Source organism: Pseudomonas sp. S2_B10 (assembly GCF_054668425.1).
On sequence record NZ_CP162768.1, the window covers coordinates 4,648,094 to 4,665,685 of the forward strand.

General features: G+C 59.5%; 16 protein-coding genes. All 16 read left to right on the forward strand.

The genetic code is table 11. The annotated features are described in order from the left end of the window. The first annotated feature begins 16 nt into the window (after positions 1 to 16). Entirely contained in the window at positions 17 to 754 is a 738-nt protein-coding gene (locus AB4O45_RS20755) for a cephalosporin hydroxylase family protein (RefSeq protein ID WP_038860482.1), read from the forward strand. A gap of 55 nt (positions 755 to 809) precedes the next feature. Beyond that, the gene (locus tag AB4O45_RS20760) at positions 810 to 3,722 is read left to right on the forward strand and encodes a glycosyltransferase family 2 protein (protein WP_460160490.1); all 2,913 of its coding nucleotides are present in this window, start codon (positions 810 to 812) and stop codon (positions 3,720 to 3,722) included. 28 nt (positions 3,723 to 3,750) lie between these two features. Further along, a complete protein-coding gene (gene pseB, locus AB4O45_RS20765) occupies positions 3,751 to 4,752 on the forward strand; it encodes a UDP-N-acetylglucosamine 4,6-dehydratase (inverting) (protein WP_041479004.1) in 1,002 nt (333 codons plus the stop codon). Beyond that, the gene (pseC, locus tag AB4O45_RS20770; RefSeq protein ID WP_095180710.1) at positions 4,749 to 5,912 is read left to right on the forward strand and encodes a UDP-4-amino-4,6-dideoxy-N-acetyl-beta-L-altrosamine transaminase; all 1,164 of its coding nucleotides are present in this window, start codon (positions 4,749 to 4,751) and stop codon (positions 5,910 to 5,912) included. The genes pseB and pseC overlap by 4 nt, the downstream gene beginning before the upstream one ends. 6 nt (positions 5,913 to 5,918) lie before the next feature. Continuing rightward, entirely contained in the window at positions 5,919 to 6,614 is a 696-nt protein-coding gene (gene pseF / locus AB4O45_RS20775) for a pseudaminic acid cytidylyltransferase (RefSeq protein WP_095180711.1), read from the forward strand. Next, positions 6,611 to 8,116 carry a UDP-2,4-diacetamido-2,4,6-trideoxy-beta-L-altropyranose hydrolase gene (gene pseG / locus AB4O45_RS20780; RefSeq protein ID WP_460160491.1) on the forward strand — a complete coding sequence of 502 codons (1,506 nt, stop codon included), beginning with the start codon at positions 6,611 to 6,613 and terminating at the stop codon, positions 8,114 to 8,116. The genes pseF and pseG overlap by 4 nt, the downstream gene beginning before the upstream one ends. Continuing rightward, positions 8,109 to 9,161 (forward strand): pseudaminic acid synthase, encoded by a 1,053-nt coding sequence (gene pseI / locus AB4O45_RS20785; protein WP_460160492.1) that lies wholly within the window; start codon positions 8,109 to 8,111, stop codon positions 9,159 to 9,161. Before pseG ends, pseI begins: the two co-directional genes overlap by 8 nt. Before the next feature lie 227 nt (positions 9,162 to 9,388). After that, positions 9,389 to 10,315, forward strand: coding sequence for a ketoacyl-ACP synthase III (locus AB4O45_RS20790; RefSeq protein ID WP_016771093.1), 927 nt, complete (start codon positions 9,389 to 9,391; stop codon positions 10,313 to 10,315). A gap of 87 nt (positions 10,316 to 10,402) precedes the next feature. Next, a complete protein-coding gene (locus AB4O45_RS20795) occupies positions 10,403 to 11,692 on the forward strand; it encodes a motility associated factor glycosyltransferase family protein (RefSeq protein ID WP_252885562.1) in 1,290 nt (429 codons plus the stop codon). Next, positions 11,689 to 11,955, forward strand: a complete 267-nt coding sequence (locus tag AB4O45_RS20800; RefSeq protein WP_252885563.1) for a hypothetical protein — start codon at positions 11,689 to 11,691, stop codon at positions 11,953 to 11,955. The genes AB4O45_RS20795 and AB4O45_RS20800 overlap by 4 nt, the downstream gene beginning before the upstream one ends. A 242-nt stretch (positions 11,956 to 12,197) precedes the next feature. Then, positions 12,198 to 13,058, forward strand: a complete 861-nt coding sequence (locus AB4O45_RS20805) for a flagellin domain-containing protein (RefSeq protein ID WP_016771090.1) — start codon at positions 12,198 to 12,200, stop codon at positions 13,056 to 13,058. Positions 13,059 to 13,130: 72 nt separating this feature from the next. Further along, on the forward strand, positions 13,131 to 13,487 hold the full coding sequence (locus tag AB4O45_RS20810; RefSeq protein ID WP_041479011.1) for a flagellar protein FlaG: 357 nt from the start codon (positions 13,131 to 13,133) through the stop codon (positions 13,485 to 13,487). Between the two features lie 82 nt (positions 13,488 to 13,569). Next, the gene (gene fliD, locus AB4O45_RS20815) at positions 13,570 to 15,018 is read left to right on the forward strand and encodes a flagellar filament capping protein FliD (protein ID WP_095180716.1); all 1,449 of its coding nucleotides are present in this window, start codon (positions 13,570 to 13,572) and stop codon (positions 15,016 to 15,018) included. Between the two features lie 129 nt (positions 15,019 to 15,147). Continuing rightward, positions 15,148 to 15,546 carry a flagellar export chaperone FliS gene (gene fliS, locus AB4O45_RS20820; protein WP_041479013.1) on the forward strand — a complete coding sequence of 133 codons (399 nt, stop codon included), beginning with the start codon at positions 15,148 to 15,150 and terminating at the stop codon, positions 15,544 to 15,546. Positions 15,547 to 15,557: 11 nt separating this feature from the next. Further along, a complete protein-coding gene (locus tag AB4O45_RS20825; RefSeq protein WP_016771085.1) occupies positions 15,558 to 15,854 on the forward strand; it encodes a hypothetical protein in 297 nt (98 codons plus the stop codon). Positions 15,855 to 16,026: 172 nt separating this feature from the next. Then, the gene (locus AB4O45_RS20830; protein ID WP_041479014.1) at positions 16,027 to 17,502 is read left to right on the forward strand and encodes a sigma-54 dependent transcriptional regulator; all 1,476 of its coding nucleotides are present in this window, start codon (positions 16,027 to 16,029) and stop codon (positions 17,500 to 17,502) included. Positions 17,503 to 17,592: the final 90 nt, after the last annotated feature.

The following is a 17,592-nucleotide window of genomic DNA, read 5'->3' on the forward strand; positions in this document are numbered from 1 at the left end:
CCTTGAGATGACCAACATGACCGACAACAGCATCAACCAAGCCTTCGAAGCCGAGTGCCGCGAGCAGATCGCCCAGCAAGGTGACGACCCGAAACTGACCGGCCTGGCCCGGGATTTCTTCAACGAATCGGCCAAGCACAAATACAGCTACCACTTCTCGTGGATGGGCCGCCCGATCATCCAGCTGCCGCAAGACATGATGGCCATGCAGGAGATCATCTGGCAGGTCAAGCCGGACCTGGTTATCGAGTGCGGCATTGCCCACGGCGGTTCGATCATCTACTACGCCTCGCTGCTCGAGCTGCAAGGCCACGGCGAAGTGCTCGGCATCGACCTCGACATTCGTCCGCACAACCGTGAAGCCATCGAAAGCCACCCGATGGCCAAGCGCATCAAGATGATCGAAGGCTCAAGCATCGACCCGGCCATTGCCGCTCAGGTGCAGGCCGCCGCCAAAGGCAAGAAAGTCATTCTGGTCCTCGACTCCAATCACACTCACGATCACGTGCTCGAAGAGCTGCGCCTCTACGCGCCGCTGGTGTCGGTCGACAGCTATTGCGTGGTCATGGACACCGTGGTTGAAGACATGCCGGCCGATTTCTTCCCGGATCGTCCATGGGGCCCGGGCGACAACCCGAAAACCGCCGTGTGGAAGTACCTGGAAGAGAACCAGGACTTCGAAATCGACCAGCAATTGCAGAACAAACTGCTGATCACCGTGGCGCCGGACGGCTACCTGCGTCGCGTTCGTTAATTCGCAACATTTACCCAGAGTTGTTTCGGCGAGTCGCCGGTTGTGGAGAGAAGTTATGCAAGGCAAGTACAGTTCTGAACTGACGCTACCGCTAGATGAGCTGTTGACGGTGGTGCTCATTACCCACAACCGACCGGCGTTCCTGCGTCGGGCTGTGAAGTATTACAGCGACTTGCCCTGCAAGATCATGGTGCTCGACTCCTCGCCGGAACGTCCGGAAGGCGATTTTTCCGCCGTTGATTACCATCATGTGCCGCAATTCGCGTACTGGGGGATGCAGGCCAAACTGGCCTATGGTGTCGAGCAACTGACCACGCCGTACATGGTGCTGGCGGCCGATGACGACTTCATCCTGCATGATTCATTGGCCGAATCCGTGGGTTTCCTGCAGGCCAATCCGGATTACGGCATGTGCCACGGCTACTGCCTGATGTACCTGACGCTGGCCGGTGGCGTCAGCTACTACCGCCGCGACAAAAAGGTCCAGGAAGACTACTGCTCTGAACAGGCTCAGGAGCGGGTCATCGATTACATGAGCCAGTACATCCCGCCGTTCTATGCGGTGACCCGTACTGATCTGATGAAGACCTGGCACTCGGCATTGCCACCCGGCACCAGCTTCCAGTGGCAGGAAATCGGCCATGTCTATTTCCTGCTGGCCAGTGCCAAAGCACGGATTCTGCCGATCCCTTATGTGGTTCGGGAGATCAACTACGGTGCCTCCGAACACAGCACCGAGGTGTATCACTCGCTGACCTACGTCGATGCCAAATCGGTGGCCGAGCGTGAAGCCTTTGCCGAGTTCCTTGCCGCGCTGCCAACCCAGATCAAAGGGCTGGACGCCGAGCAGGGCAAAGCGCTTGCCCTGCAAAGCTTCGAGGCAATGGTCGACAGCCTGCAATCGAATCGAGCGCTGACCGCGGAGCTGATCATCCAGTCCACCTGGAATCAGGAGCTCAAGTACCCGGATCGTCGTTTCGGGCCTTTGCAGTACGTGGAAATGCCGTTCTACAACGAGGCATTTTTCGACCGCCTGACGCAGTTCGAATTCATGCTGCACGCCATGCCGGCGGGGCGCATCCAACTTGAAGGCCTGGAGGGCGTCTGGACCCGTCAGGCGCACTTGCTGCAAGCACGCAACAACGACACGCCGGAAAGCGTTCTCGACCGTTTGTGGCAGGCTCACGATCTCAATGCGTTCAATCGCACCGTGGTCAAGCGGCTGGCGGCTCAACTGACTTCGATGGGCCAAGCCGAAGAGGCGCAAGCGATGCAGGCCTGGATCGAGCGTCTCGAAGCGTTGACCGTCGATGACCATCATGCGGTCATGGACAAGATGCAGTCCGGTCGCCTGCTCAACTGGCTGGCCGCACGTGCGCCCGGCGCTCACCTCGAGGCAATCGGCCAACATCTGGCGGTGAATGGCGGCGGGCCGCAGTTCGGCATTTTTCTGCTGGATCTGGACGACGACATCGACAAGCTTCAGGTGTCTCTCGACAGCTTGCTGGAAGGGCAGTGCAAGGCCTTCCGCATTGTCGTGTTCACCACCGGCGAAGCGCCCGCCGCGACCACGGCACAGAACACCCTGCATTTTGTCCGAGTGACCGCGGGCAATCTGATCGACAAGCTCAATCAAAGCGCTCGTCAATCGCCGTGTGACTGGCTGCTGTTGGCTGAAGCCGGTGATGAGTTCACTGCCAGCGGATTGTTGCGCGCCAGCCTGGAGTTGATGAACGCCGGCGATTGCCGCGCGGTATCCACCGACGAAATCCAGCGTCAGGAAAACGGTGCCCTGACCGACGTGTTCCGGCCGGGCTTCAACCTTGATCTGCTGCTGAGCCTGCCAACGCTGATGGCGCGGCACTGGCTGGTACGGCGCGATGCGCTGGTCGAAATCGGCGGCTATCGCGCTGATTTCAGTCAGGCACTGGAGCTCGATGTGCTGCTGCGTCTTATCGAAGAACACGGCCTCAACAGCCTGGCTCACCTCGACGAGCCGCTATTGATCAGCCAGGCACCAGAGCTGGTCGAGAATGCTGACGAGCGCCTGGCGCTGCTGCGCCATTTGGGCAATCGCGGTTACAAGGGCAAAGTGACGTCAGCGGTTCCGGGGGTTTACCAGATCGACTACCACCACAGTGATCGTCCGCTGGTGTCGATCATTATTCCGGCGGGCAGCGATCTGGCGGTGCTGCAACGTTGCCTTGAAGGTGTGTTGCTGCGTACCCGTTACCATCACTATGAAGTGCTGATCGCCGCCACTGCGGATCAGACGGCTGAGATCAATGACTGGCTCGGGACTTACAAGCACTCCAGAGTGCAGGTGCTGCGTACTGATCGGACGTTGAGCGCAGCAGGATTATTCAACGCGGGCAGTCGTCAGGCGCGTGGCGAGTACCTGGTGCTGCTCGCCGCCGATGCGGAAGTGGTCAATCCGAACTGGCTCGACTCTTTGCTCAACCATGCTCTGCGTCCGGAGGTCGGCGTGGTCGGGCCAAAACTGATCGACCGTGATCGCAAGATCAGCCAGGCGGGATTGATCCTGGGCATGAATGGCGGGGTCGATTCGCCCTTCGTCGGTGAAGATCACGATGCCGACGGTTACCTGCACCGCTTGGCGGTGGAACAGAACTACTCGGCGGTATCGAGCGTGTGCCTGATGGTCCGCAAAGAGTTGTACGAGGCGCTCGGCGGTCTGGACGAAAGCACATTTGCCGAAGGCTTCAGCGATGTCGATCTGTGCCTGAGCGCCGGGCAAGCCGGTTATCTGACGGTATGGACTCCGGCGGTGCAAGTCATCCATCAGGGCGGTATGCCTGACGCCCCGCAAGCGCTGCTGGCCCTGCGCGAAAAATGGCCGGCGGCATTCGTTCAGGATCAGGCCTACAACGCGAACCTGAGCCTGAAGGGCAAAGGCTTCGTGCTCGATGACAATGCTTCACTGGACTGGGCACAGTTGCTCGCTTAAGCCTGGCGACAGGGACGGAATTGAAAAAATGTTCAACGGTAAATCGATCTTCATCTCCGGCGGCACCGGCTCGTTCGGGCGCAACTTCATCCGTCGCTTGCTGGAGCAATACCAGCCCAAGCGTGTGGTGGTGTTCTCCCGCGACGAGCTGAAACAGTACGAGATGCAGCAGACCTTCAATGCGCCGTGCATGCGTTATTTCATCGGTGACGTGCGTGACGCCGACCGCTTGCGTCAGGCCATGCGCGGCATCGATTACGTGGTGCATGCCGCCGCGCTAAAACAGGTGCCGGCGGCGGAATACAACCCGACCGAATGCATCCGCACCAACGTCAACGGCGCGGAAAACATCATCGCCGCTGCGATCGATAACGGCGTAAAGAAAGTCGTCGCGCTGTCCACCGACAAGGCGGCCAGCCCGATCAATCTGTACGGCGCGACCAAGTTGCTTTCGGACAAATTGTTCGTTGCCGCCAACAACATTGCCGGCGAGCAGCAGACCCGTTTCGCCGTGGTGCGCTACGGCAACGTCGCTGGCTCGCGCGGCTCGGTGGTGCCGTTTTTCAGCAAGCTGATCGCTGACGGCGCGCAAGAATTGCCGATCACCGACGAGCGCATGACGCGGTTCTGGATCACCCTCGACCACGGCGTGCAGTTCGTCCTCGACAGCTTCGCCCGCATGCATGGCGGCGAAGTGTTCGTGCCGAAGATTCCGTCGATCCGCATCGTCGATCTGGCGCGCGGCATGGCTGAACATCTGCCGCACAAGAACGTCGGCATCCGTCCCGGCGAGAAGCTGCATGAGTTGATGGTGCCGCTGGACGATGCGCGCATGACCCTGGAGTTCGAGGATCACTACACGATTCAGCCGTCGATTCGTTTTACCAGCGTCGACGTCGATTTTGCCGTCGATAAACTTGGCGAACGTGGGCGTGCGGTGGGCGAGGATTTCGAGTATCGCTCGGACACCAACCCGCATTTCCTTTCAGTGGGGCAGATCGCCGATCTGCACGCGAAGCTGTCGGTATGATTCCTTACGGTCGGCAGAGCCTTGATCAGGCGGACATCGACGCGGTAGTCGAGGTGCTGCAATCGGACTGGCTGACCCAGGGTCCGACCATCGAACGCTTCGAGCAGGCCATGGCTGAGCGCTGTCAGGCCGATTTCGCCGTGGCGGTGTGCAACGCCACGGCGGCGCTGCACATCGCCTGTCTGGCCGCCGACCTGGGGCCGGGCGATCGCTTGTGGACTTCGCCAAACACCTTTCTTGCCTCGGCCAATTGCGGGCGTTATTGCGGCGCTGACGTTGATTTCGTCGACATCGATCCGCTGACCTGGAACCTCGATGCCTTCGCCCTTGAAGCAAAGCTCGAACAGGCCGAACGCGACGGCACGCTGCCCAAAGTCCTGGTCGCCGTCGCGTTCTCCGGGCAGAGCTGCGATATGCGCAAGATTGCCGACCTGGCGGTGCGCTACAACTTCACCGTGATCGAAGACGCCTCGCACGCGGTGGGCGCCAGCTACGCCGGGCGTCCAGTCGGTTGTGGCGACTTCGCGGCGATGACGGTGTTCAGTTTTCATCCGGTGAAGATCATCACCAGCGCCGAGGGCGGCATGGTCCTGACCAATCGCCCGGCGCTGGCCGAACGTCTGCGACGCCTGCGCAGCCACGGCATGACCCGCGATCCCGAGCACATGACCGAGCCGAGCCACGGGCCGTGGTATTACCAGCAGATCGAGCTGGGTTTCAATTATCGGATCACCGATCTGCAGGCGGCGCTGGGTCTGTCGCAGCTGCGCAAGCTGGATGAGTTTGTCGCACGTCGGCGCGAACTGGCCGCACGGTACGATCAGTTGCTTGCTTACCTGCCGCTGACCTTGCCGAGCGCGCAGCCGGAAGCCGATTCGGCGTGGCACCTGTATGTGGTGCGCGTGCAGACCGAGCGCTGCAACCTCAGTCATCGTCAGGTGTTCGAAGGTTTGCGCAGCGCTGGCATCGGCGTCAATCTGCACTACATTCCCGTGCACTTGCAGCCTTACTATCGCGAGCTGGGCTTTGCCGAGAGCGATTTCCCCGAGGCCGAGCGCTATTACGCCGAAGCGATCAGTTTGCCGCTGTTCCCTTTGCTCAGTGAGGCACAACAGGACCAGGTGGTCGAGCAACTGCGTCGGCTGCTGCTTGAGGAGTAAGGCACCGTGAGCTGCGTCGCGATCATCCCCGCCCGTGGTGGCAGCAAGCGCATTCCGCGCAAGAATCTCAAACCGTTCGACGGCGTACCGATGATCGTCCGCTCGATTCGCACGGCGCTGGAGTCAGGGCTGTTCGAGAGCGTTGTGGTCAGCACCGACGATGACGAAATCGCCGACGTCGCACGAGCACATGACGCTGAAGTGCCGTTCATGCGACCGGCCGATCTGGCCGATGATTTCACCGGTACCGCTGCGGTGATCGTGCATGCCTTGCAGCAATTGCCGACGTTCGATTACGCCTGCTGCGTGTACGCGACCGCGCCGTTGTTGCAGGCGCGTTATCTGCGTCAGGGTCTGGATTTGCTCAAGCAGCATCCGCACAAGTCGTTTGCCTTTTCGGTGTGCGGTTTCGGTTTCCCGGTGCAGCGCGCACTGACCCTCGACGAGGAGGGCGCTTTGATGTCCATGTACCCCGAATTTCGTACCACCCGTTCGCAGGATCTGCCCGAAGCGTTTCAGGATGCCGGGCAATTTTACTGGGGGCGCAGCGAAGCGTGGCTGCGTGGCGAGACGCTGTTCTCGCCAGCGAGTCTGCCGGTGATCCTGCCGCGTCATTTGGTCCAGGACATCGACACGCCCGAAGACTGGCAACGCGCCGAATACCTGTACGCCGCACTCAGAGCCGGCGGAGAACTGCAATGAGAGTGCTGATCCGCGCCGACGCCTCGCCAACCATCGGCAGCGGCCACATTGCCCGCTGCCTGACCCTGGCGCGGATGCTGCGCGGGCAGGGCAGTCATGTTGCGTTTGCCTGTCGGCGTTTGCCGGGACATCGACTCGAAGCCTTGAATGCCGAAGGCTTCGAGACCTTTGCACTGCCCGAGCGCTATCGCGACGAAGACCCGCTGCAGGCCATCGAATCGATGTTGCCGTGGCAGTTCGATATTGATGCACTGGGCCTGCTGCTGGATGGGCAGGCACCGTTCGACTGGATCATCGTCGACCATTACGGCCTCGATCATCACTGGCAAACCGCTGCCCGGCGCTGGGCGCATCGAATCGCCGCCGTGGATGATCTGGCCACGCGGCGTTACAGCGTCGATCTGCTGCTCAATCAGAACCTCTCGGGCTTGAGTGAAAACTACGCGGCGCTGCTGCCGCCAGGCTGTCGCACCTTGCTCGGCCCGCGCTACGCCATGCTGCGCGAAGAATTCAACTGCGATGCCATCGAGATCAAACCGAAGGCCCGGCGCGTGCTGGTGAATTTCGGCGGTTTCGACGCGGCAAGGCAGACTCATCATGCGATGCTGGCGCTGGCTGATTTCGCTGAGTTGCAGGTGGACTTCGTCGCTGGCGCCGACAACCCGGCGTGGACGCAGATGCAAGCGTTGGCCGAGACGCGACCGAACTGGCGCCTGCACAGTTTCGTCAGCGATTTCCATCAGCGCATGACTGAGGCCGATCTGTTTATCGGCGCCGGCGGTGGCACCAGTTGGGAGCGCGCGGCGTTGGGTTTGCCGACGATCTGCATCGCTGTGGCGAACAATCAGCAGGCCAACGGCGAAGTCATGGCCGCTGCCGGTGCGCATGTGTTCATGGGCGCCCGCGAGCAGGTCAGCGTCGAGCAGTTGCGTGATGCGGTCGGCTTCGTCGTGAACAATCATTTTCTACGCCGCAGCCTCGCCGAGCGTTCGCGGCAACTGGTCGACGGGCGCGGTGCCGAGCGTGTGGCGGCGGCGCTGGCCGGGGCGGTGCTGAAACTGCGCCCGGCAACCCAGGACGATGCGCAGTTGCTGTTCGATGGACGCAATGCCGAAGCAGTGCGGCGCTGGTCGCTGGAAACCGGCGTCATCGACTGGGCGCAACACCTGAACTGGCTAACGGCAAGTTTGCGCAACCCGCAGCGGCTGCTGCTGATTACCGAGGCGGATGACGGCCCGGTCGGGGTGCTGCGTTACGACTTGCGCGGGTTTGAAGCCGAAGTCTCGATTTATCTGCTGGAGGGGCGTTTCGGCCTCGGTTGGGGCAGGGCAGTGCTCAGTCGCGGCGAGGCGTTTGTCGCTGCGCACTGGCCGCAATTGACGCGCATTACTGCGCGGGTCATGCCGGCCAATCAGTCTTCATTGAAAGTTTTTCGCGACGCCGGGTTCATCCAGGAAACCTGTGCGTTCAGCCGTGTTTTGAAGGATCACCCGCATGTCTAGTTTCAAGATTGGCCACCACACCATCGGTGCCGATGCGCCGCCGTTCATCATTGCCGAGATGAGTGGCAACCATAACCAGTCTCTCGACGTCGCTTTGCAAATCGTCGAGGCGGCAGCCAAGGCCGGGGCGCATGCCTTGAAGCTGCAAACCTACACCGCCGAAACCATGACCCTGGATTTGGCTGAAGGCGAATTCTTCATCAAGGATGCGGGCAGTCTGTGGGCCGGCACGTCGCTCTACGATCTCTACGAAAAAGCCCATACACCGTGGGAGTGGCACGCGCCGATTTTTGCTCGGGCCAAAGAGTTGGGAATGCTCGCGTTCTCGACGCCGTTCGATGACAGCGCGGTGGATTTTCTCGAAAGCCTTGAAGTGCCGGCGTACAAGATTGCCAGTTTTGAAAACACCGATCTGCCGTTGATCCGTCGAGTGGCAGCGACCGGCAAACCACTGATCATCTCCACCGGCATGGCCAGCATCGCCGAACTGGATGAGACCGTGCGTGCCGCACGCGAGGCCGGGTGCAAGAATCTGGTGTTGCTCAAGTGCACCAGCACCTATCCGGCCACGCCCCTCAACAGCAACGTGCGCACGATCCCGCATCTGCGTGAGTTGTTTGGATGCGAGGTCGGGCTGTCAGATCATTCGATGGGCGTTGGCGTGTCGGTGGCGGCGGTGGCGCTGGGAGCGACGGTGGTGGAGAAACACTTCACCCTTGATCGTTCGGCCGGTGGCGTGGACGCGAGTTTCTCCCTGGAGCCTGCGGAGCTGGCCAGTCTGGTCGTCGAAACCGAACGTGCCTGGCAGGCCATGGGGCGTGTTCAGTATGGTCCGACCGAGGCCGAGCGCAAGTCGCTGGTCTATCGCCGCTCGCTGTATGTCACCGCTGACATGGCCGCCGGTGAAGCCTTTACCGGCGACAATCTGCGCGCCATTCGCCCCGGCCTCGGCCTGCCGCCCAAGCACACCGATGCCGTCCTCGGACGCCGCGCGCGCACCGCGATCAAGCGCGGTACGCCGCTGGACTGGTCGCTGGTCGAATAGGCCAATCTGCCATCGATTCGGCAAAATAGCGTGACCTGCGAGTCATAACGCGCATCTTCACTGTATTGTATTGACCGGGGAGATGGCGCCTGGCCCGTTTTGCGGTTCCAGTGATAGCCCTTTGCGCTTCCCGTGGCTGCCCATTGTGGCGGCCGTTTTCTGTTTGTCGGCGCCCCTCGAATGCTTGCGAGCGGTGGTTTTGGGCTGTTTTTTATTGGGAAGCCGTAATGATTGGCATAAAAAGCATTGCGAGCTACGTTCCTGTAGCCGGCGTGGACAATTACGCACAAGGTGCAAAATTCGAAAAGGATGAAGAGTTCATCCTGGGCAAGATCGGTTCGGCGTTCCTGCCGCGCAAAGACGCTGAGCAGGAAACTTCTGACCTGTGCGTGGAAGCGGCCAATGCGCTGTTTGCCAGCAATCCTGAACTGAAGCGTGAATCGATCGACGCGTTGATTGTCGTCACCCAGAACGGTGATGAAGAAGGCCTGCCGCACACAGCAGCAATCGTCCAGGACAAACTCGGCCTGCCGACCAATGTCGCAGCGTTCGATATCTCTTTGGGCTGCTCCGGTTATGTTTACGGCATCTACGCGATCAAGGGCTTCATGGAAGCCGCCGGCCTGAAGAATGGCCTGCTGATCACCGCTGACCCGTACTCGAAAATCGTTGACCCGGAAGACCGCAACACCACCATGCTGTTTGGCGATGCCGCCACCGCCACCTGGATGGGCGAAAACCCGACCTGGGCGCTGGGCAAGGCCAAGTTCGGCACCGACGGTTCCGGCGCACCGCATTTGAAAGTCAGCAACGGCGTGTTCTTCATGAATGGTCGTCAGGTGTTCAACTTCGCTCTGCTGAAAGTGCCGGCGCACTTGCACGAGTTGCTCGACGATTCCAATCTCAAGGCCGATGACATCGACGCATTCTGCATTCACCAGGGCAGCGCGGCGATTGTCGACGCCGTGGCGCGACGCTTTGAAGGCGAACCGGAGAAGTTCATCAAGGACATGGTCGAAACCGGCAACACCGTGTCGTCGAGCATTCCGCTGCTGCTGGAAAAACACGTGCTCGATTCCGACTGGCAGCGCGTTGCGCTGAGCGGTTTTGGTGTCGGTCTGTCGTGGGGCTCGGCGATCATCTATCGTCCGTAAGCCGCAGCAAAAACCTCTGATACAAAAATAGCGTTCAAGGTTAACCTTGAACGCTATTTTTTTGCCCGAGAAGGAGCGCGAGGCGCCATGAGCGAGTTTTTCCAAGCCAATGCCGAGGTGTTGCAACGGCGCTGGCCGGCGCTGTTCGAGCGATTGATGGCGGAAGACAGCGCGTCCGTACAGGCCGAACTCGTGCAAGGGCTGGGCTCGACGCTGAGCGTCGATGGCATTCAGCTCACCAGTCGCCATGATCGTCTGCATGAGGCGCAAATCCAGGCGGCGAGCCTGCCGGAAAAACCGCATGTTCACGTCTATGGCACTGGCCTCGGCGATTTGCCCGGTGTGCTGCTTGAGCGCGCAGGGCTGGAGCGTCTGTACGTGCACATTCTCAACGGCGCGCTGTTCGCGCTGGTACTGCAACTGCTCGATCAGCGCCAGTGGCTGCAGGATCCCCGGGTCGAACTGTTTTACGCGGGTGATCACCCGGACTTTTTCACCCCGTTCTTTGCCCTGCCGGCCGAGATGTTATTGGCCGATGACTTCAACGCGAAGATCCGCGACCGGCTGATCAATGAAGTACACCTGACATTCAACAATCGCGATTTCGATCCGCGGTCACCGGAAATCCAGCAGCGCTTGCAGGAATGTCTGCCGGTGTTGCTTGGCGATGTTGATGTGGCGCAGTTGTTCGGTAGCTGCGCCGGGCGCGAAGTCTACGTGATCGCCACCGGGCCGACACTGGAGCAGCATTTCGAACGTCTGGCGGCGATCCGTCAGCTTGCTGAACGGCCGTTGTTCATCTGCGTTGATACGGCCTATCGGCCATTGCGTGAGCACGGCATCGAGCCTGATCTGGTGGTGAGCATCGATCAGCGCATCGGCTTTCGGCATCTGCCGTGCGAGGCGTCCGAGAACATTGCGCTGGTGTACTTGCCGATGAGCGATCCGCATGTATTGAAGGCATGGAAGGGCAAGCGTTATGGCGGCTATTCGGCCAGCCCGATCTACAGCGACCTGCGAGAACAGTATCCACGCGGTGAGCTGCATGTCGGCGGTAGCGTGATCCATCCGGCGGTGGATCTCGCGGTAAAAATGGGCGCGAGCCGAATCACTCTGTTTGGCGCCGACTTCGCCTTCCCGATGAACAAGACCCACGCCGGTTGGGACGACGGCGATCTGGGCCCGCCGCTGGCCCAGGCGCGGCACTGGGTGCGCGATGGTCATGGTCAGCGCGTCAGCACTCAGCTGAATTTTCGCGGCTATCTATGTGTGCTTGAGCGTTATATCGCTGCGCATCCGCAGGTCGAGTTTCTCAACAGCAGCCGCGCCGGTGCATCGATTGCCGGGACCGCTTTCAATCCGGAGTTCGTGCAATGAGTGCGCTGAGTCAGTGTCAGGATCAGTGTCGTCAGTGCGCGGCTTTGTTTCGCCTGGGGCGTGATGTCGAGGCGGCGTTGACCATGGTCGATGTGTTCGAACAGGCCCAGCAGTGTCTTTCGTCTGCCTCAGTGGATATCCAGCAAGCGTGGGCACAGGTGCTCACGCAAATGCTCGACTGTCAGGAGCGCCAGGACTGGTTGGGCCTGGCTGACTATATGGAATACGAACTGCTCGAATTGCTGGAAAGTGCTAGGCGCTGAACCGCTGCGCAGCGCTGGCCCGCGGCTTTGCGTTACAGGCGGTTTTATGGCGTCATTTTTTCGCGCTGGATGTGCTGCTAAGTCTTTGTTTTCTCGGGGGTGGCGTGGTGATGGCAAAATTTTTTCAAAAAGCCCTCAAGCAACCTGCAAACCCGACGATAACTATTACGAAGGTTCTCTAGGCCATACCCGGCGGTTGCCAGGGCCGGAAGCCGCAGTACCCAACCAACGAGGAATTCGTCATGGCTTTAACAGTAAACACCAACACCACATCGTTGAACGTTCAGAAAAACCTGAACCGCGCTTCCGACGCTCTGTCCACCTCGATGCAGCGCCTGTCTTCCGGCCTGAAAATCAACAGCGCCAAAGACGACGCCGCTGGCCTGCAGATCTCCAACCGTATGTCCTCGCAGATCCGCGGTAACACCCAGGCCATCCAGAACGCCAACGACGGTATCTCCGTTGCCCAGACCGCTGAAGGCGCTCTGCAAGCTTCGACCGACATCCTGCAGCGTATGCGTGAACTGGCTGTTAAAGCTCGTAACGGTACCAACGGCACCGCTGACCAGACCGCTACCAACGCTGAATTCGCTCAGATGTCTGACGAAATCACCCGTATCTCGGCTGCTACCAACCTGAACGGCAAAAACCTGCTGGACGGTTCGGCTGGTACTGTGACCCTGCAAGTTGGCGCAAACACCGGTTCGGCTAACCACATCGACCTGGTACTGAGCTCCAAGTTCGACGCCGTCAGCCTGTCGGTAGGTAGCGGTACTGTAGTTCTGACCGGTACTTCGGGTACTGGTGCTGGTTCTGCTTCGCAGAACATCGACAACGCGATCACTGCAATCGACGCCGCTATCGCTGCAATCGGTGCAACCCGTGCCAGCCTGGGTGCTTCGCAAAACCGTCTGACCAGCACCATCTCCAACCTGCAGAACATCACTGAAAACACCACCGCTGCTCAGGGTCGTGTACAGGACACCGACTTCGCCGCAGAAACTGCTAACCTGACCAAGCAGCAGACTCTGCAGCAAGCTTCGACCTCCGTACTGGCTCAAGCCAACCAACTGCCTTCCGCTGTACTGAAGCTGCTTCAGTAATCCGGAACAAGTTTAAGCGGGGGAGTGCGCTTGTCGTGCTCTCTCGCTTTTTTACGTTAAGAGGTGATGGGCATGGACATGAGCGTAAAGCTTAACGTGTCTTATCCGGCTCCCAAGCCAGTGACACCGGTTGCTGACAAACCGTCAGAGCTGCCTAAAGTCCAAAAGACTGAAGCACCGGTCGCTGCCAAGGATCAGGATTCGGACGGCGCCAAGTTGAAGCTGGCGGTGCAAGAGATCGAAAAGTTCGTCCAGTCGATCAAGCGTAATCTGGAGTTCTCGATTGACGAGCATTCCGGCAAGGTCATCGTCAAGGTGATCGCGAGCGAGACGGGTGAAGTCGTTCGACAGATTCCTTCCGCCGAAGCCCTCAAACTGGCCGACAGCCTCGCCAATGCAAGTCATGTATTGTTCGACGCCAAGGTCTGATAAATGGCATGAATAGTGTTTGTTCGTTCTCAGGACGCGTGTAACGGTCAAAAGAATGGCAGCAATCTGAAGGGAGATGCACATGGCAAGTCCAATTTTACCGGGTTCCGGACTGGGTTCCGGCCTGGACATCGGCGCGATCGTGACCGCGCTGGTCAACGCCGACAAGTCTGCCAAGCAGACGCAGATCGATACCGCGACCAAAAGCAACAGCCTGAAGATTTCCGGCGTTGGTTCGCTGAAAAGTGCACTGGCGGCCTATCAGAAAGCGATGGGTGATCTGAACAAGGCAACAAGCCCGGCGTTTGCCGGTTTTACTGCAACCTCGGATACGCCAACTGTCGTCGGTGCCACTTCGGATAAAACCGCCGTGCCGGGTACTTACAGCGTAGTCGTGAAAAACCTGGCCACCGGCTCCAAAGTTGCCAGTGCCGCCTTTGCCGGCGGGGCCGCCAGTGCCATTCCGAGTGGTACTCTGAAAATCAGTCAGAATGGCATTGATTACAATGTCGCGATTCCGGCCAATGCCACCTTGCAGTCCACGCGCGATGCGATCAACACCGCGCAGTCCAGCAATGGCATTTCCGCGAACATCGTGACTGACAGTACCGGCGCCTCGCGTCTGGTACTGAGCTCCAACAAGACGGGCGCCGGCATGGACCTGCAGGTCAGCGGTATCGCCGGTCTCGAGATCGATGGCACCCAGAAGATGGGTGACAGTCCTGCGGCAGGGGCATCCGGTGCGGTCGGTGATGTGGCCAAGGACGCGAGCCTGACCATCGACGGACTGGCCGTTACCAGCAAGACCAACACCGTCACCGGTGCGATCAGCGGCATGACGCTGAATCTGGTCACTGCGAGTCCCGTCGTGGGCGGCGTGCCAACGCCGGCTACTGTATCGGTTGCGACCAATACCGCCGGCATCCAGACATCGCTGCAATCGTTCATCGATTCCTATAACACCCTGAAGAAAACCATCGACACCTTGTCCAAGGCAACGCCGGATGCCGATGGCAATCTGACCGTTTCGGCGGCGTTCACTGGTGACGCTCTGCCGCGTTCGTTGATGGCGGACGTGCGCGCTCAGTTGACAGATCCAGGGGCGGGCGGAGCAGGCCAATTGTCCGTGCTTTCACAGATGGGTGTGTTGACTGACAGTAAAACCGGTTTGCTGACGCTCGATACTGCAGTGTTCAACAAGCGTATGGAAATCCCAGGCATGGCTGGCCAGGTTCAGCAGCTCTTCAGCGGCACCGACGCCAAGAATGGTCTGTTGGCGCGTATGACTGCGGCGGTTGATCCGTACGTCAAGACCGGTGGGCTGCTGGATCAGCGCAGCTCCAACTTGGCGAGTCTGACGAGCGGCTTGCAGAAGCAGCAGGCGGCGCTGGATCTGCGGGTTGCCAACCTGACGTCGACATTGACCGCCAAGTACAACGCCATGGACTTGCTGGTAGGGCAGATGAAGGCAACGGCGAGCAACATCACGTCGTTCTTCAGCTCGCTGAACGCTCAGCAGTCGGCGAAGTAACAGTCAGTAACGACAAAAACCCGGCTACGCTTTATCGGCGTGCGCCGGGTTTTTGTCTTTTGATCTAAAGTTTTCGGGCCGGTTGGCGATACACTGGTTATACGAGTCAACGTGGCAATGAGGTAGAACATGAACCCGATGTTAGCCCTTCGGCAGTACCAGAAAGTCGGCGCCCATGCGCAGACGTCCGAAGCGAGCCCGCACCGCCTGGTGCAAATGTTGATGGAAGGTGGCCTGGCCCGGATTGCGCAGGCCAAGGGCGCCATTGAGCGCAAGGATATTCCCGGCAAGTGCACGGCGATCAGCAAGGCCATCGGCATTGTCAGTGGCCTGCGTGAAGGTCTCGACCTTGAAAACAATGCAGAGGCACTGGCCGATCTGGATGGCCTGTACATCTACATGATGAAGCGCCTCGCCGAGGCGAACATCAGCAGCGATCCCCGTGTACTCGACGAAGTCGCCGGCCTGCTGACCACGGTCAAAGAAGGTTGGGACGCCATCGCGCCCGTGCCGGCTCCGCAGTTCTGAAGGAGATCACCATGAGTCTTGTATTGCAGCGAATTGCCGATACCCGTGAAGCGTTGGTCGGAGCATTGGCCGAACGAAACTGGGAAGCCATCGGCGAGCTGGATCTGGCTTGCCGTTCCTGCATGGAAGACGTCATGGCGGAAGCTTCGCTGGACGAAGTTGCGTTGCGCGATAACCTTGAAGAGCTGCTATTCGTCTACAAAGAGCTTCTCGAGGTGGCAATGGGCGAGCGGCAGGCGATAGCCAACGAGATGTCGCAGATCACCCAAGCGCAAAAGGCTGCAAAGGTTTACCATCTGTTTGGTTGATTAACCGTCAGTTGAACCAGAGATGTGCGCCATAAATTTGACTGTGCACGGTTTTTTGACTTAACTAGTGGCTATTATCAGATTTAGGGCGTCTACAGGCACAAGGTGTCCTGCAAGCGTCTCGCTTGCCCCATTTTTCGGGCATTGAGTTGACTAGGGAAGTTGCTATTGCATGTGGCGTGAAACCAAAATTCTGCTGATCGATGACGATAGCGTCCGCCGCCGCGACCTGGCGGTGATTCTAAATTTTCTTGGCGAAGAAAATTTACCCTGCGGCAGCCATGACTGGCAGCAGGCAGTCGGCTCTTTGTCGTCTAGTCGTGAAGTCATTTGCGTACTGATCGGGACCGTTAATGCTCCTGGCGCGCTTTTGGGCTTGCTAAAGACACTCGCAACCTGGGATGAGTTCCTTCCGGTTTTGTTAATGGGCGATAATTCTTCCGTTGACCTGCCTGAAGACCAGCGTCGTCGCGTGCTGTCAACCCTGGAAATGCCGCCCAGCTACAGCAAATTGCTCGATTCGCTGCATCGCGCCCAGGTCTATCGCGAAATGTACGACCAGGCCCGCGAGCGCGGCCGTCATCGCGAACCCAATCTTTTCCGCAGTCTTGTCGGCACCAGCCGTGCGATTCAGCACGTCCGGCAGATGATGCAGCAAGTGGCCGACACCGACGCCAGCGTGCTGATCCTCGGCGAGTCCGGCACCGGCAAGGAAGTGGTCGCGCGCAACCTGCACTATCACTCCAAACGCCGCGACGCGCCATTCGTACCAGTCAACTGCGGCGCTATTCCGGCGGAACTGCTGGAAAGCGAACTGTTCGGCCACGAGAAGGGCGCCTTCACTGGCGCGATCACCAGCCGTGCCGGGCGCTTTGAGCTGGCCAACGGCGGCACGCTGTTTCTCGACGAAATCGGCGACATGCCGCTGCCAATGCAGGTCAAGCTGCTGCGCGTATTGCAAGAGCGCACCTTCGAACGCGTGGGCAGCAACAAGACCCAGAGCGTCGACGTGCGCATCATTGCCGCAACGCACAAGAATCTCGAAAGCATGATCGAGATCGGCTCGTTCCGTGAAGACCTCTACTATCGCCTGAACGTGTTCCCGATCGAGATGGCGCCACTGCGTGAGCGCGTCGAAGACATCCCGCTGCTGATGAACGAACTGATCTCGCGCATGGAGCACGAGAAGCGCGGTTCGATCCGTTTCAACTCGGCGGCGATCATGTCGCTGTGCCGTCACGGCTGGCCGGGCAACGTCCGCGAGCTGGCCAACCTGGTCGAGCGCATGGCGATCATGCACCCGTACGGGGTGATTGGCGTGGTCGAGTTGCCGAAGAAATTCCGCTACGTCGACGACGAAGACGAGCAGATGGTCGACAGCCTGCGCAGCGATCTGGAAGAACGCGTGGCCATCAACGGCCATACGCCGGACTTCAGCGCCAATGCACTGCTGCCGCCTGAAGGTCTGGACCTCAAGGATTACCTCGGGGGCCTGGAGCAGGGCCTGATTCAGCAAGCGCTGGACGACGCCAATGGCATTGTTGCACGCGCCGCTGAGCGTCTGCGCATCCGTCGCACAACCTTGGTCGAGAAGATGCGCAAGTACGGCATGAGCCGGGCTGGAGGAGATGAACAGGCGGATGATTGACGCCTGTTTTTCAAGCGCTTCATTTATAAGCGGTTTTTTTTAGGCACGGGTATTGCTATAGCCCTCGCAACGTTCCGTTTCACTGACGGT

Excerpts from the sequence above, each read along its gene's own strand:
- AB4O45_RS20810 (WP_041479011.1), top strand. The coding sequence starts at position 13,131 with ATGGACATGAGCGTAAAGCTTAACGTGTCTTATCCGGCTCCCAAGCCA.
- pseC (WP_095180710.1), top strand. The coding sequence starts at position 4,749 with ATGATTCCTTACGGTCGGCAGAGCCTTGATCAGGCGGACATCGACGCG.
- AB4O45_RS20825 (WP_016771085.1), top strand. The coding sequence starts at position 15,558 with ATGAGTCTTGTATTGCAGCGAATTGCCGATACCCGTGAAGCGTTGGTC.
- AB4O45_RS20795 (WP_252885562.1), top strand. The coding sequence starts at position 10,403 with ATGAGCGAGTTTTTCCAAGCCAATGCCGAGGTGTTGCAACGGCGCTGG.
- AB4O45_RS20830 (WP_041479014.1), top strand. The coding sequence starts at position 16,027 with ATGTGGCGTGAAACCAAAATTCTGCTGATCGATGACGATAGCGTCCGC.
- pseG (WP_460160491.1), top strand. The coding sequence starts at position 6,611 with ATGAGAGTGCTGATCCGCGCCGACGCCTCGCCAACCATCGGCAGCGGC.
- AB4O45_RS20790 (WP_016771093.1), top strand. The coding sequence starts at position 9,389 with ATGATTGGCATAAAAAGCATTGCGAGCTACGTTCCTGTAGCCGGCGTG.
- AB4O45_RS20805 (WP_016771090.1), top strand. The coding sequence starts at position 12,198 with ATGGCTTTAACAGTAAACACCAACACCACATCGTTGAACGTTCAGAAA.
- fliS (WP_041479013.1), top strand. The coding sequence starts at position 15,148 with ATGAACCCGATGTTAGCCCTTCGGCAGTACCAGAAAGTCGGCGCCCAT.
- fliD (WP_095180716.1), top strand. The coding sequence starts at position 13,570 with ATGGCAAGTCCAATTTTACCGGGTTCCGGACTGGGTTCCGGCCTGGAC.
- pseB (WP_041479004.1), top strand. The coding sequence starts at position 3,751 with ATGTTCAACGGTAAATCGATCTTCATCTCCGGCGGCACCGGCTCGTTC.
- pseI (WP_460160492.1), top strand. The coding sequence starts at position 8,109 with ATGTCTAGTTTCAAGATTGGCCACCACACCATCGGTGCCGATGCGCCG.
- AB4O45_RS20755 (WP_038860482.1), top strand. The coding sequence starts at position 17 with ATGACCGACAACAGCATCAACCAAGCCTTCGAAGCCGAGTGCCGCGAG.
- AB4O45_RS20800 (WP_252885563.1), top strand. The coding sequence starts at position 11,689 with ATGAGTGCGCTGAGTCAGTGTCAGGATCAGTGTCGTCAGTGCGCGGCT.
- AB4O45_RS20760 (WP_460160490.1), top strand. The coding sequence starts at position 810 with ATGCAAGGCAAGTACAGTTCTGAACTGACGCTACCGCTAGATGAGCTG.